The organism is Sulfoacidibacillus thermotolerans, from assembly GCF_003144315.1.
Taxonomy (GTDB): Bacteria; Bacillota; Bacilli; order Alicyclobacillales; family SLC66; genus Sulfoacidibacillus; species Sulfoacidibacillus thermotolerans.
This window is the reverse complement of sequence record NZ_MPDK01000003.1, coordinates 70,678-85,275: the sequence shown is the minus strand read 5'-3', so window position 1 is coordinate 85,275 and position 14,598 is coordinate 70,678. Positions and strand designations below refer to the sequence as shown.

13 protein-coding genes and 1 other annotated feature are annotated in these 14,598 nt (G+C 47.2%); all 13 genes read right to left on the bottom strand.

Annotation, left to right across the window (positions count from 1 at the left end; genetic code table 11):
* Positions 1 to 3: 3 nt before the first annotated feature.
* Positions 4 to 312 (bottom strand): cell division protein ZapA, encoded by a 309-nt coding sequence (locus BM613_RS03035; protein ID WP_109429775.1) that lies wholly within the window; start codon positions 310 to 312, stop codon positions 4 to 6.
* Between the two features lie 7 nt (positions 313 to 319).
* Entirely contained in the window at positions 320 to 2,749 is a 2,430-nt protein-coding gene (gene pheT, locus BM613_RS03030; RefSeq protein WP_181362856.1) for a phenylalanine--tRNA ligase subunit beta, read from the bottom strand.
* Positions 2,750 to 2,764: 15 nt separating this feature from the next.
* Complete coding sequence (gene pheS / locus BM613_RS03025) at positions 2,765 to 3,805, bottom strand: phenylalanine--tRNA ligase subunit alpha (protein ID WP_109429697.1); 1,041 nt, start codon at positions 3,803 to 3,805, stop codon at positions 2,765 to 2,767.
* A gap of 82 nt (positions 3,806 to 3,887) precedes the next feature.
* Positions 3,888 to 4,129: a binding site (T-box leader), on the bottom strand.
* Between the two features lie 51 nt (positions 4,130 to 4,180).
* Positions 4,181 to 4,993 carry a TrmH family RNA methyltransferase gene (locus tag BM613_RS03020; protein WP_181362855.1) on the bottom strand — a complete coding sequence of 271 codons (813 nt, stop codon included), beginning with the start codon at positions 4,991 to 4,993 and terminating at the stop codon, positions 4,181 to 4,183.
* 13 nt (positions 4,994 to 5,006) lie between these two features.
* Positions 5,007 to 6,668, bottom strand: a complete 1,662-nt coding sequence (gene ilvD, locus BM613_RS03015) for a dihydroxy-acid dehydratase (protein ID WP_109429774.1) — start codon at positions 6,666 to 6,668, stop codon at positions 5,007 to 5,009.
* A 72-nt stretch (positions 6,669 to 6,740) separates the two neighbouring features.
* The gene (locus BM613_RS03010; protein ID WP_109429695.1) at positions 6,741 to 7,703 is read right to left on the bottom strand and encodes a 2-hydroxyacid dehydrogenase; all 963 of its coding nucleotides are present in this window, start codon (positions 7,701 to 7,703) and stop codon (positions 6,741 to 6,743) included.
* Positions 7,704 to 7,773: 70 nt separating this feature from the next.
* The gene (rplT, locus tag BM613_RS03005; RefSeq protein WP_109429694.1) at positions 7,774 to 8,133 is read right to left on the bottom strand and encodes a 50S ribosomal protein L20; all 360 of its coding nucleotides are present in this window, start codon (positions 8,131 to 8,133) and stop codon (positions 7,774 to 7,776) included.
* A 60-nt stretch (positions 8,134 to 8,193) separates the two neighbouring features.
* Positions 8,194 to 8,391, bottom strand: a complete 198-nt coding sequence (gene rpmI / locus BM613_RS03000; RefSeq protein ID WP_109429693.1) for a 50S ribosomal protein L35 — start codon at positions 8,389 to 8,391, stop codon at positions 8,194 to 8,196.
* A gap of 57 nt (positions 8,392 to 8,448) precedes the next feature.
* The gene (gene infC / locus BM613_RS02995) at positions 8,449 to 8,964 is read right to left on the bottom strand and encodes a translation initiation factor IF-3 (protein WP_109429692.1); all 516 of its coding nucleotides are present in this window, start codon (positions 8,962 to 8,964) and stop codon (positions 8,449 to 8,451) included.
* Positions 8,965 to 9,247: 283 nt separating this feature from the next.
* Positions 9,248 to 9,745 (bottom strand): COG1470 family protein, encoded by a 498-nt coding sequence (locus tag BM613_RS02990; protein WP_219930618.1) that lies wholly within the window; start codon positions 9,743 to 9,745, stop codon positions 9,248 to 9,250.
* A gap of 82 nt (positions 9,746 to 9,827) precedes the next feature.
* Positions 9,828 to 11,771: a threonine--tRNA ligase gene (thrS, locus tag BM613_RS02985; protein ID WP_109429690.1), complete on the bottom strand. Its 1,944-nt coding sequence runs from the start codon at positions 11,769 to 11,771 to the stop codon at positions 9,828 to 9,830.
* A 326-nt stretch (positions 11,772 to 12,097) separates the two neighbouring features.
* On the bottom strand, positions 12,098 to 13,030 hold the full coding sequence (ytxC, locus tag BM613_RS02980) for a sporulation protein YtxC (protein ID WP_181362854.1): 933 nt from the start codon (positions 13,028 to 13,030) through the stop codon (positions 12,098 to 12,100).
* Positions 13,031 to 13,158: 128 nt separating this feature from the next.
* The gene (locus tag BM613_RS02975) at positions 13,159 to 14,589 is read right to left on the bottom strand and encodes an NAD-dependent malic enzyme (protein WP_109429688.1); all 1,431 of its coding nucleotides are present in this window, start codon (positions 14,587 to 14,589) and stop codon (positions 13,159 to 13,161) included.
* Positions 14,590 to 14,598: the final 9 nt, after the last annotated feature.

Below are 14,598 nucleotides of genomic sequence, written 5' to 3'. Positions count from 1 at the left end.
CGTCTACTTCTTAATCTCTTGCTCAAGTGTAGTTAGTAGCGCTTCGTATTCAGTTGCAAGTGTTTCATATTCCTCCGCTAAATTTAAAGCGGTCAAAACAGCCAAAGTTTGAAAATCCATGCGAGAATTTTGTTCAGATAAAGCATTCATCTTCGCGTCTACAAGTGCAGCCAGACGCGTCAGGCGTTCAGACGAACCAGATCCCCGCAATGTATACGATTGTCCAAAAATCGTGACCTTGACGCGATTCTGTTCGTCACTCACGTCTTCCACCTCCGCATGCTCACCAAACACTGCATCGTTCTTATTCATGTACTCTTTATTCACGCAAAACAGCGCCATGCACAGAATTTACATGTGCCAAGACACGATTTATTGTGGTCTCCATTTCCTCATCTGTCAATGTGCGCGAGAGCGAGCGGAAAAATAGTCGCAACGCAACACTTTTATGTCCTGCATCGATGCCTTTCCCCGTATAAACATCAAAAACAGAAATGGTGACAAGGTCCTCACCAGCAACCTCTCGAACGGTCTGAAGCAGATTCGCTACAGGCAAATCGCGATCGACCACAAGCGCTAAATCGCGAAGCACGCCAGGAAATCGGGGCAATTCAGCAACATATAGTTCATCCTGCGCCACGTGAGCTAAGATCTGGACATCTACTTCAAAATAAAAGGCGTCCGCAAGGTCATAAGCGCTCTCTACATTGAAGTGCAGACGGCCTACTCGACCACAAAGCATTCCTTCAAGATACATATCTGCACTTTGCCCAGGATGGAAAAACGGGGCTGTCGAACGTTCAAAGGTCACCTTTGAAACGGCCCCAATACGCCCAAGGACACTTTCCACAAGGCCCTTTGCATCATAAAAATCAAATGTGCGCACACTCCTAAAAGGATGCTCCGGATTACGCCGCCCCATGAGAAGTCCAGCCAAGAGCAATCGTTCTTCAGGTTGCTCAGTCAAAGGCAACTGTTTTGGCAAATATACGCGACCAAGCTCAAACAACCGCAAATCTAACTGCCTGCGATTCACATTCATTTTTGCCACTTCAAGTAGGGAGGGCAGCAGCGTCGTCCGCAAAATGTGGTGTTCATCTGATAAAGGGTGTAAAAGTTCGATACTCTGACTCCATCCATCTTCCGACGACACGCGAATGCGGTTCAAATCCTCCCGTGAAATAAAAGTATAAGTTACTACTTCTTGTAGTCCAACAGAAATCAAATGATCTGAAAGAACTCGACGCAAATGTTGATCCTTCGTCAATTTACCTGCAGTGAGGGGACCTTCGATCATCGTTGCCGGTATGCGGTCATACCCGATAAGGCGGGCAAACTCTTCGATCATATCTTCTTCAATTTTAATATCTGGTCTCCTTAGCGGTACATCAATCACAAGTCGATCTTCTTCTATTTTAGCAGGAAACTGCAAACGCGCGCAGACGTTTAGCATCTCGTCAAGTGGTATGTGAAAACCAAGCAATTGCCAAACACGTGCAGGGCGAACCGCTACTTTTGTGCCCGTCGGTTTTTGTAGCGCTGCCCCTGTGACCACTGGCGCAGAAGCGATTCTACCGCCTGCATACTGCACCATCAAGTCAGCCGCGCGCGCGAGTGCTGCTGTGACGACACTCGCATCCAGTCCTTTTTCAAAGCGCAATCCTGCTTCCGATCGCAGTTGCAATACTCGCCCCGTTCTTCTTGTCTGCAAGGGATCAAATAAAGCAGATTCAAGGACTACCGACGTTGTATTAGCTGTCACTTCACTGTTTTCCCCACCCATAACTCCTGCAAGTCCAAGTGCTCGCATCGGATCTGCAATCACCGTCATCTCTGCAGACAGCGTGCGCAATTGCCCATCTAAAGTAATAAGTTGTTCTCCCGCTTGCGCTTGTCGAACGACAATTTGTTGTTCGTGAATTGCTTGATAATCAAAAGCATGAAGCGGTTGACCCCATTCAAACATCACGTAGTTAGTGATATCGACAAGATTATTAATCGGTCGCATGCCAACTGCAACCAATCGCATTTGCATCCACATGGGAGAGGGTCCTAGTTCCAAATCATCCACAACTTGCCCCGCATACCCTGTGCATTTCTCAGTCACTACTTGCACAGCGAGCGGTTTTGGAGCGATTGTAGGGGTTTGCAAAATGGGCATTGGCATGTGTACAGTGCGTTCAAAGAGCGCCGCCACTTCATAGGCTACACCGCGCAAAGACAAGCAATCTGAGCGATTGGGTGTCAATTCTAACTCCATGACTAGATCGTCTAATCCGAGATAGCGATTGATATCCTGGCCAATTGGAGCATCTTTTGGCAGTACAAAAATGCCCGTCGTCTGCTCTTTTGGAAATACGTGCGGATCTAGGCCTAATTCCGCCACAGAACAGATCATTCCTTCTGAGATGACACCACGTAATGTCGATTTGCCGATCTTCATGCCAGGGAGTGTCGCTCCGACAAGTGCAACCGGAACCCGCTGACCTGCCTGCACATTTTGCGCACCGCATACGATTGTCAAGTGCTCATTTCCACCTACATCTACTGTACAAACGCGTAAGCGATCAGCACTTGGATGTGCAGTTACAGCAACGACTTCACCGACTACCACCTGATCCACACCTTCAACTAGACGCTGCATGTGTTCGACGGGAATTCCTGCGTTCGTCATTTTTTGTGCAACTTCTTGCGGTGTCAAATCACTGACATCTACATATTCCAACAACCAGTTCCACGTTATTTTCACAATGAGCCTCCTTACTTACCTAGCTAATGTTGAAAATTGCTCAAGCAATCGGACATCGTTTTGATAGAACTGACGAATATCCTCCACCCGATACATCAGCATGGCGATTCGTTCCACCCCCATACCAAATGCAAATCCGCTCAATTCACGAGCATCATATCCCTGCATTTCAAGAACATTGGGATGCACCATGCCGCAACCGAGGATTTCGATAAAACCCGTATGCTTACATGTTCTACAACCGCTTCCTCCGCAATAGATACAAAGAATATCAAGCTCTGCACTCGGCTCAGTAAATGGGAAAAAACTTGGGCGCAAGCGAATTTCTTGATTCTGACCAAACATTTCGCGCGCAAATTCTAACAACATCCCTTTCAAATCACTCATGCGCACTCCACGATCTACCACAAGGCCCTCAATCTGCATAAATGCATGGGAGTGCGTAGCATCATCATCGTCTCTTCGATACACCCGTCCAGGCACAATGATGCGAATCGGTAGCTCCGGATAGCGAGCCTGCAGTGTGCGCGCCTGAACAGGAGAAGTGTGTGTGCGCATGAGAATCTCTTCCGTAATATAAAAAGTATCTTGCATATCGCGAGCCGGGTGATCTTTCGGTAGATTTAAAGCTTCGAAATTATAGTAATCGAGCTCCACCTCTGGCCCTTCTGCAATAGTAAAGCCAAAACCCAGAAAAATATCTTCGATGCGTCGAATCACTTTATGCAATGGGTGCGCTGCACCAAGCCACTGCATCCGCCCAGGCAACGTAATATCGATCTTCTCTTGCGCTTCACGCTTTTGCAAAGCCACCATTTGCAGCGCTTCTTTTTGTTTCTTGTGCGCCTGTTCCAGATTTATGCGAACGTCATTTGCAATCTGTCCCACTAGCGGGCGTTCTGTTGCATCAAGTGTTCCCATCGCGCGCAATACGCTAGAAAGTTCACCCTTTTTCCCTAGATAGCCAACGCGCCACGCCTCTAATTCTTCAAGCCCCTGCACTTCTTCAAGCGCTGCCAAAGCTTGCATTTGCAATTTAAGTAACCGTTCTTTCACACTGTCACCCCATATCATAGAAACACCTTGTCACTTCACAGCATTCGATAGATTTTTACATTTCAAACAAAAAAAGCTTTCGTCAAGGGACGAAAACTTCGTGGTACCACCCTTTTTTAGAAGTCACTGCCGCGACTACACGCGCACAAACTTCCCTCAAAGTCCGCAATAACGCGCGGGCGCGGATCAACCTACAGAAAAAATTCGTTCAATCGATCACCTCACGAGTGAACTTCCCTAAAGGTTTGCACATGGCGCTCTCAGTCACGGGCCACGTCCCTGTATGCAAAAGTCAATAGGTACTCTCTCGGTCATCAGTTTCCACTATGATACAGCGGGATGAGAATTCTGTAAAGCCTCCCTAAATGGTAAACACTAGCCGAGGCGCTGGCGTAACGCCTCATATAAAAGTACACTCGATGCTACGCCAGCGTTTAGCGATTCAGTCGCACCAGGCATGGGGAGTGCAACCCGTGCGGCTAGAGATGAATACAACTTCTCAGAGATCCCTTGTGCTTCTCCGCCAATTACAAGGCCTATACGATCTTGCAAATCGACTTCAAAAAACGACGTTTGTGCGTGTGCATCAGCTCCAATGAGACGCACCTCATATTCCTTGGCATAACGGATAACTTGTTCTGCGGTTGCTTCTGCAACCGCTACGGTAGCAAGTGCCCCCATCGTCGCGCGCACAACTTTCGGATTGTAAAAGTCTACTGTCCCTTCAAGCGCAATCACACCGCGCACTCCTACAGCTGCTGCCGAGCGAATCATCGTTCCGAGATTGCCTGGATCACGCACACCGTCAACGAGTAAAAGCACATCCCGACAATCTCCCGCAGCACGCGTTAACTGAAACATTGCGCGAATTTCCGACTTATCCATTTGTACGACAGCCATCGCGCCTTGTGGATGAACTGTGTCTGCTATCTGCGCCATTAATTGCGAAGTCAATGCAAAGACAGGCACCCCTTGTTGTTCACACTGCCTTGCAAGCTCCTCACAAGCAGAAACACTTGCTCCCGGGTCATACAAAAAACTTAAAATCTCAGCCCCGTGCTGTAGATAAGTTGTTATACTGCGTACGCCTTCAACCAAATAGGTACCCGATTGCTCTCTATACTTTCGCTCTTTTAACGCCGCCCACGCTTTTACCCGTGGATTTTGCGCCGATGTTAAATAGTCCAATCCGTTTCCCCTTTCAATCGTTAAGGACCGCACCCGTGTTTGCGGACGTCACAAGACGTGTATAACGGGCGAGCCAGCCGCGTTTGACAAGTGGCTCAGGTGGCTGCCAAGCGGAGAGTCGCGCCTGTAACTCTGCATCAGAGATACGCACTTCTAAAGTCCGCTGCTCCGTGTCGATAACGACGATGTCACCTTCTTGCAATGCTGCAATCGGCCCCCCTGCAGCCGCCTCAGGCGAGATATGACCGATACTAATGCCCCTCGTCGCACCTGAAAACCGCCCATCCGTAATAAGCGCCACATCAGCACCAAGTCCCATCCCCGCGATCGCTGAGGTCGGTGCCAACATCTCAGGCATCCCAGGACCACCTTTAGGCCCCTCGTAACGGATCACGACAACGTCTCCCTTTTTCACCCTCCCATTTTTGATTCCTTCTGAAGCTTCATCTTGTGAGTTAAAAATTACGCATGGACCTTCAAAATGCGTGACAGATGTCGCACCACTCTTGATCACTGCTCCGTCAGGCGCCAAATTCCCCTTTAATACGCGCAGTCCACCTTGCACTGAATAAGCGTTTTCAATCGTGCGAATTACACGCGCATCTTGAATGTTCGCCTCAGCAATATTTTCTCCGAGTGTCTTCCCTGTCACTGTCATACAATCTAAGTGCAATAAACCTTCTTTACGCGATAACTCGCGTAAAATAGCTGAAATTCCACCTGCTCGATCCACATCCTCCATATGCCACTCCGAAGCAGGACTTACCTTACAAATCTGTGGTACACGCCGTGAAATTTCATCAATGCGCTCTAATGGGTACTCAACTTCAGCTTCATGCGCAATCGCAAGCGTGTGTAAAACGGTGTTTGTCGATCCCCCCATAGCCATATCTAAAATAAACGCGTTATCAAGTGCATCTTGTGTGACGATATCACGTGGTTTAATTTGCTTTTCGATCAAATATTTCAACCGCTCTGCCGCTTCTTTGACCAATTCCTCACGGCGCTTGTCAATCGCAAGGATTGAACCGTTTCCTGGAAGTGCCAAACCGAGTGCCTCGGCAAGACAGTTCATTGAGTTTGCTGTAAACATGCCAGAACATGATCCACATGTAGGACACCCGTGTTCCTCAATGTCTTGTAACTCTGAAGCTGTCATCTTGCCCGCCTGATACGCGCCTACTCCTTCAAATACCGACACAAGATCCACTGTCTTCCCACTTGTCGTCTTCCCTGCCTTCATCGGCCCCCCTGAAACAAAGACCGTAGGAATATTGACGCGCAATGCTCCCATCATCATCCCTGGTGTAATCTTATCACAATTCGGGATGCAGATAAGGCCATCGAACCAATGCGCTTGCACGACCGTTTCAAGCGAATCCGCGATCAATTCACGACTAGGCAGAGAATAGCGCATGCCAATATGGCCCATTGCAATCCCATCATCTACACCGATCGTATTGAACTCAAATGGAATCATCCCAGCTGCTCGAACCGCCTCTTTCACAAGCTTTCCGAACTCTTGCAAATGCATATGACCTGGAATAATCTCAATAAAAGAATTTACAATTCCGATAAACGGTTTGTCAAAATCCTCGTTCTTTACTCCTGTAGCTCTTAGCAAACTGCGATGTGGGGCTTTATCGATCCCCTTTTTCACCATATCACTGCGCATTTCTTCTCCCACTCTCTCCCGGAAATTTCGATCTCTATGCATTTTCTGACTATTTTAGCTGTTTTATCGCGACTACACAATGGAAGTAATCGGATCTCCTCCCGCAAGCACTGCACATATGTTATCTGCTGCAAGCATCGCCATATGCATACGTGTATCTCTACTCGCACTGCCGATATGAGGCAGTGCCACGACATTTTGCAACTGCAACAACGGATGATCAGGAGGAATCGGTTCTTGTTCAAAAACGTCAAGTCCAGCCGCATGAATCTCACCCATACGTAATGCTTGATACAACGCGTGTTCATCCACGACAGACCCACGACTGACATTGATCAAAATGGCTGTTTTTTTCATAAGATGCAGTTCTCGCTCCCCGATCATATGATAAGTGCTTTCTGTGAGCGGAGTCAGTACCATCACAAAATCTGCTTGGCGCAGCAAATCATCAAAAGTTGCATAAGTTACTCCTAAACGCTCTTCAACCTCAGGCTTTCGCTGTCTGTTGTGATACAACACATGCATTGCAAAGCCACGGGCACGTTTAGCAACAGCTTCACCGATTCTCCCCATTCCCACAATTCCGAGCGTTGCACCATACACATCTTGCCCTGCAAGCAAAAAGGGAGACCATAAACGCCATTCTCCAGAGCGCAAAAAATCGATCGCTTCCGGAATCCTCCTTGCTGTAGTAAGCAAGAGTGCAAAGGCTAGATCTGCCGTCGTCTCATTTAAGACATCCGGCGTATTCGTGACATAGATACCTTGTGATTTCGCTGCTTGTAAATCAATGTTATCGTAACCCACAGCCATATTCGCAATAATGCGCAATTTTTTGCCCTGCGCGATTAGTTCTGCATCAATCGAATCTGTCAACATCGACAAGAGTGCATCGGCATCCTTAATCTCCCGCAGCAAAAACTCGCGCGAGGCCGCATTTTCTGCAGTAGGCCACATCGTAACTTCAGAAACGGCTTGCAACTTTTCGATGACTTCAGTCGGCAATAGTCGAGTCACCACTGTCTTTTTGCGCATACAATCCCCCCATACAAACAAAAGGCCACACTCCCGTTAGGAAGATGTGACCTCCTTGTCCATACACAGTCTATGCTTCTAATTTAGACTTCGCTAACGTCGCGAGCTCTGTAAAAGCATGTGCATCATGAACCGCTAAATCCGCAAGCATCTTGCGATTCACTTCAACCCCAGCTTGTTTAAGACCAAACATCAGTCGGCTGTAGGAAAGTCCATTCAACCGCGCAGCCGCATTGATACGTTGAATCCACAGGCGGCGAAAATCGCGCTTACGAACGCGACGATCCCGATATGCATACATCAGGGACTTCATTACTTGCTGATTTGCTGTACGGAATAAACGATGCTTCGAACCAAAATATCCACGTGCTAATTTTAATATTTTTTTATGTCGACGGCGCGTCACAATGCCGCCCTTTACTCTTGGCATGACAAATCCTCCTTAAATCGCGGGACTAAAGATGCCCCCACTCCACTTGTTTCGAATTTATTACAAATAGGCGACTAACTGACGGATTCGCTTGGCGTCTCCCGCTGCCACCATGCCAGAACGCCGCAATTGGCGCTTGCGCTTTGGTGATTTTGATACAAATAAGTGACTTGTATATGCGTGACTGCGTTTTAATTTTCCAGAGCCGGTCTTTTTAAAACGTTTGGCCGCTCCACGATGCGTTTTCATCTTCGGCATTACAATATCCTCCAAATTCGTACCCAAAAGGGTTTGATCAGCACTTGCGCTTTACTTTTATGATGACTTTTCCGCACTTTGACGCGGATTAATAATCATAATCATGCTGCGCCCTTCAAGTCGCGGAGAGCGCTCCATCACGCCAAAAGGTTCAAGTTCTTTCGCCATCTTTTCTAAAACAGCCTGACCGATACCTGGATGCGTAATCTCTCTTCCGCGAAAGCGAACAGCTGCCTTCACTTTGTCGCCTTCTTGTAGAAACTTTGCCGCTGCCTTTACCTTTGTTTCAAAATCATGATCCTCAATGTTCGGGGTCATGCGAATTTCTTTAATCATCACGACTTTTTGATGCTTGCGAGCTTCTTTCTCTTTCTTGCTTTGCTCGTATTTGAACTTTCCATAGTCCATAATGCGGCAAACGGGAGGTTTTGCCGTCGGAGCGACATTGACAAGATCGAGATTCTTTTCCCCCGCAATGCGCAGCGCCTCACGGAGATTGACAATCCCTAATTGTTCCCCTGCTTCATCAATCAAGCGCACTTCACGCGCACGGATGGCATCATTAATTTGCACATCATCCTTGCTAATTGAACAACACCTCCTAAATTCACTAAAGAAATACAAAATAAAAAGCGCGGTCTTTCACCGCGCTCGCACTCACACATTCACGCCAACATGGTCTCTTTCTACAATTCCGTCCATGTGCACTGAACCCATAGATACTACAAGCTGTAGATCCCGGGGTGAGAAGCGAACGCTTCTACTTACCTGCAAAGAATACATTTATTATAGAGGACCTTTACGTTTTTAGCAACACCTAAACGGGTCTAGAAAACCACAGATGCATGCCTACCTTCTACCGATTACGACGCCACCTGTCATAGCCATAGGAAAATAACAGGAGCAAAACTACAAGAGCGACCATAAACAAAGAATGCTGCTGTATCCATTGTAGAATTCCTACAGTACCAGTTTGCGCTTGAACCTGCACGGTAAAAGGGACGCGCGCCACCTGCACAAGCTTACGATCAGGTACAACCGCAGCGATCACCACAGCGCGTGAATAGACGCCAGGCCGCTCATCGCCAGGAATGTTTAAAAACAGCCCAATATGCACTGAATGTCCTGGCGGCAAGACAAGTTGTGTTGGATACGCGTATAACAATCCTCCTGCAATATCAACGTGCAGAAGCTGTTTTTGTGCCCCCCGATTCGACAACGTGAGGGGAGAGAGCGTTACGCTCTCCCCTGGTGACGCTTTGACATATGCAGCCCCTTTGTCGGATACCATAATACGGATTGCATAAGTACCCAAATCTTGTGCCGCAAACGCTGTTCCTTGTGCGCTATACAAATATGCGAAAAGGATCCAAAGTGCGAAAGAAAAGTGCAATAGTACGCCTCTGTATTTTCCCGCGCGCCCTGCAACTCTCTGCTTAACTCTCCAACTCATTGCTACGACCCGCAATTTCTACAAGCAATTGATCGATAAAAGCAGCAAGTGACTTTTGTCCAATGTCACCGCGTTCACGTTCCCGTACGGCCACTTGCCGCGTTTCCATTTCTTTCGCACCAACAACTAGCATATAGGGGATTTTGTCAAGTTGTGCCGCGCGAATTTTATAACCAATTTTCTCTTGCCGCACATCCGCTTCCGCGCGCACCCCACGTTCGCGCAAGCGATCGACGATCTCCTTTGCATATGCTTGCTGATAATCTGTCACAGACAACACGCGCACTTGTATAGGTGCGAGCCATATCGGGAAAGCACCTTTGTAATTTTCGATCAAAAATGCCACCATACGTTCCATCGTACTTACAATGCCCCGATGGATAACCACAGGGCGATGCGCCTTGCCATCTTCACCAATATACTCAAGGGAAAAACGTTCGGGAAGATGGAAATCCAATTGAATAGTTGACAAAGTCTCCTCCTTGCCAAGCGCAGTCTTCACTTGCACATCAAGTTTTGGCCCATAAAATGCCGCCTCGCCTTTTGCCTCAGTATAGGCTAACCCCAATTCGTCGAGCGCTTGGCGCAACATTTTTTCTGCTGTATCCCACATTTCGTCATTTGCCACGTATTTTTCAGTATTGGCTGGGTCACGAAGTGACAGTCGATACGAAAATTCCTTAATCGCAAAATCCTGATACACTCTTTGAATGAGTTTTACAACATTTGAAAACTCACTTTGAATTTGCTCTGTCGTACAAAAGATATGCGCATCGTTTAATGTCATCGCGCGCACCCGTTGCAACCCCGCGAGCGCCCCTGACATCTCGTAGCGGTGCATCATGCCAAGTTCCGCGATGCGAAGCGGCAAGTCGCGATAGCTGCGCGGTTCTGCCTTGTACACCATCATATGATGAGGGCAATTCATTGGCCGTAAAACAAGGTCCTCATTATCCATGTGCATCGGTGGAAACATGTCTTCGTGATAATGCTCCCAATGGCCGCTAATCTGGTATAACTCGACACTGCCTAAAACTGGCGTATAGACGTGCTCATAGCCAAGATTCTCCTCGAGATCGACGATGTAGCGTTCGATCACACGCCGTACTTTTGCTCCGTTGGGTAACCAAATAGGCAATCCGGCGCCCACTTCTTTTGCTAACGTAAACAATTTTAATTCTTTGCCAATCTTGCGATGATCACGCTCTTTCATTTCCTCAAGCAACTTCAAATGTGCTTCTAATTCTGACGCCTTCGCAAAGGCAGTCGCATAGATACGCGTCAACTGTTCACGTTTCGCATCTCCGCGCCAATAAGCTCCAGCTAAACTAAGCAATTTAAATGCTTTGATTCGGCCAGTAGACGGCAAATGTGGACCGCGGCAAAGATCGGTAAACTCTCCTTGTGTATAGACTGTGATCGTTTCATCTGCTGGCAAATCATTGATTATTTCAACCTTAAAACGATCGTTGCGCGCTTGAAAGAAAGCAAGCGCCTCTTCACGCGAAAGCACTTGGCGAACTACTGGATAATCTGCCTTTATAATATTTCTCATCTCTGCCTCAATAGCTGGAAACTCCTCAGGAGTAAACGTATGATCTGCAAAGTCATAATAAAATCCATTTTCAATGACAGGTCCAATGGCGAATTTTGTCTCAGGGTATAACCGACTCACGGCTTGCGCCATTACATGTGCCGCAGTGTGCCGATACACAAAAAGTCCCTCTGGATCTTCTAGAGTAAGCAGTTCTATCTCTGCATCCTTTTCAACTGGGCGGGCTAATTCGACAATTTGTCCATTTAGTTTCCCCGCCACCGCTTGCCGCGCTAGGCCCGCACTAATCGCTTGCGCAATTTGCGCAAGTGTTGTTCCTTTAGGAAAAAGTCGCTTTGTGCCATCTTTCAACTGAATCTCTACTTGTTCCATATCCATTCACTCCATTTCGTCGCGTCAATTCTTTATTTTGTTATCCTAAACGAATAAAATAAAAGCGCCCCCGTCCCTGCCTGATTCGCAGGGACGAAAGCGCTATCGCCTCCGTGGTTCCACCCAAGTTCACGCTAGACTCTCGCCAGCGTCTCAAAGCGCTTAACGCGCGCAACGGCTTGACTTAAGGAATCAATCATTTCCTTCGTCAGCGGCTCCTGAGTGGTAAATGTCTGTCGCTTCCGTAAGCACGCTCTCAGCACCCTCTGCGCACTCTCTCTTGACGAGCCTACAAACATCCATGTCTCATTCACTGCCATTAGATATTAAATCGAAGTATAGACAGACGGAGATCCTTTGTCAATCGCAGCTACAAAAACGTCACATTCTGGGCAAGAATCGCAAACCGTAAGTCGCTCGCCAAATACACGCACTAATGTCTTTGCAAATCCAAACTCAACATCGTCCGTATGTAACACCACTTTACGCGGAGACCGCATGATCAGTGCGCTCATTAATACATCTTGCGGATGTAACTCTTCTGCCGCGGTACGAGTTGCTACTTCTCGAACATCCGAAACATCAAATGGAGCATAATCATCGGTAAACGCACGTGCCGCCTCACCCACTGTGACAACATGCACAACGATTGGGGAAATCGGCGTCGTTTCAAGAAAATAACGCAACAAATCCACATAATCTTCATACTCTCGACTTAACAGATAATCATCAACCGCGAAATGCATGAACTCTCGCAGTTCGGCCAAATGATTGGCAAAACGAAAGCGCAATAAACCGTCAAGATGCAGTTCATCAGCTGAAGAGGACAAAACATCTGTGATCATCCGCTTCAATTGTTGTTCAAAATCCGCTAACCAACCACTTTCAAGTGTAAAAGATGCCCATGAGGAGGAACGCTGTGTTCGTACTTGCAACGCTTCTGTGTATATTCGCTCCTGCAAATACTGGATTTCTTCAGAATTTAAATAGCCATGCGCGCGCCTTAACTCCTCTTTAATGAAGTGATAGATCCAATGCCCTAAAATGTAACGTGTTAATATCCCCGAAAGGAAATCAGCAGCATTTACCCCTGGGTCACAGCCACACATGGTAAAGTCAATGAATGCGGGTTGTTCTGGATCTGTAACTTCTAAGAAATATAGAATTCCCTTGCGTGCCTTGGGAATCGCAAGACGCTGTAACCATTGCAATAAATCCCGCATCTCTTTAGGGTCCATCATTCGCAATCGGTACGTCATTTTACCACCCTCTCGATACCATGCAAACGACATACACACAGTATACGGAGAAGGCAAGGAGCGTATACGCGCACAGGATAAGTCTCTATTGCCATCTGTTCAACATACAACGAGTGGCCAAACAACCGTTAGTTCGATTGTGTATAATCTGGTCGTTCACGCCTTGCAACACCTGTCGCAATCGCTGCATCAATCACCGCTTGACTGACGGCACGACTAATTTTTTTATTAAAGACACTGGGAACAATATATTGTTCATTGAGTTCGTCGTCAGTGACAATTGAAGCGATCGCTCGAGCGGCTGCAAGTTTCATCTCTTCATTGATCGTTTTCGCTCGGCAATCTAGCGCCCCGCGAAAAATTCCAGGGAAACATAATACATTATTAATTTGGTTGGGATAATCCGATCTTCCTGTCGCCAAAACGCGCACATAAGGTTCCGCTTCCTCCGGATCAATTTCTGGAACCGGATTTGCCATCGCAAAAACAATTGGATCTCTAGCCATTTTTTTAAGATGATCAACAGTGAGTACACCTGGACCAGACAAGCCAATAAATACATCCGCCCCAGCAATCGCTTCTTGCAACCCACCACGCACTTCGTAGGGATTTGTATTTTGTGCATACCATTGCCAAATTGGATTATCATAATTCACTGATCGTGTTAAGACACCTTGTCGATCAACGCCAATGACATTTTTCACACCCGCAGCAAGTAGGATTTTTGTGCATGCCACACCAGCCGCACCAATCCCTGTAACCACCACCTGCAGTTGCTCTAATTTTTTACCGATTAATTTAGTGGCGTTTAGCAACCCAGCCAATAATACGACTGCCGTGCCGTGCTGATCATCATGAAATACAGGGATATCTAATTCGGCGCGCAATCGATCTTCGATTTCAAAACAGCGCGGTGAAGAAATGTCCTCTAAATTGATTCCCCCAAATGTTGGAGCAATCGCCTTGACAATACGAACAATCTCGTCCGTGTCTTTGGTATCTAAACAGATCGGAAACGCATCTACGTCTGCAAACTGTTTGAATAACATCGCCTTGCCTTCCATTACTGGAATAGCACCAGCTGGGCCAATATCGCCAAGCCCTAATACAGCTGTGCCATCAGTTACAATCGCAACCGTATTTCGTTTGATTGTCAGTTGAAAAGCCTTTGCAGGATCCTCTTGTATTGCGGTGCAAACGCGCGCTACATCTGGCGTATATACGCGCGACAAATCATCGCGGTTTTTTACAGGAGATTTGGGTTGAATCGAAATTTTCCCACCTAAATGCAAGAGAAATGTACGATCAGAAACATTGACTACGCGTACTCCCGGCAACTCCTTCAATGCCTGAACGATGCGTTCACCGTGCACACGGTCAAACGCCTGCACGGTTACATCGCGAATCGCCGTATTTTTTGTGACGTGGATGACGTCTACCGCCACAATATCGCCACCTGCTTCACCAATTGCGCGCGTCAACTGACCAAAAGCACCGACAGACTGATCGAGTTCTAAACGCAAAATTAAACTAGTCCCTGTCCTTTGTTGCAACGCCATGGTGTACCT

Coding starts and splice junctions, on each gene's coding strand:
- rplT (WP_109429694.1), bottom strand. CDS start 8,133: ATGCCAAGAGTAAAGGGCGGCATTGTGACGCGCCGTCGACATAAAAAA.
- BM613_RS03035 (WP_109429775.1), bottom strand. CDS start 312: ATGAATAAGAACGATGCAGTGTTTGGTGAGCATGCGGAGGTGGAAGAC.
- BM613_RS02975 (WP_109429688.1), bottom strand. CDS start 14,589: ATGGCGTTGCAACAAAGGACAGGGACTAGTTTAATTTTGCGTTTAGAA.
- BM613_RS03010 (WP_109429695.1), bottom strand. CDS start 7,703: ATGCGCAAAAAGACAGTGGTGACTCGACTATTGCCGACTGAAGTCATC.
- rpmI (WP_109429693.1), bottom strand. CDS start 8,391: ATGCCGAAGATGAAAACGCATCGTGGAGCGGCCAAACGTTTTAAAAAG.
- ilvD (WP_109429774.1), bottom strand. CDS start 6,668: ATGCGCAGTGATATGGTGAAAAAGGGGATCGATAAAGCCCCACATCGC.
- ytxC (WP_181362854.1), bottom strand. CDS start 13,030: ATGACGTACCGATTGCGAATGATGGACCCTAAAGAGATGCGGGATTTA.
- thrS (WP_109429690.1), bottom strand. CDS start 11,771: ATGGAACAAGTAGAGATTCAGTTGAAAGATGGCACAAAGCGACTTTTT.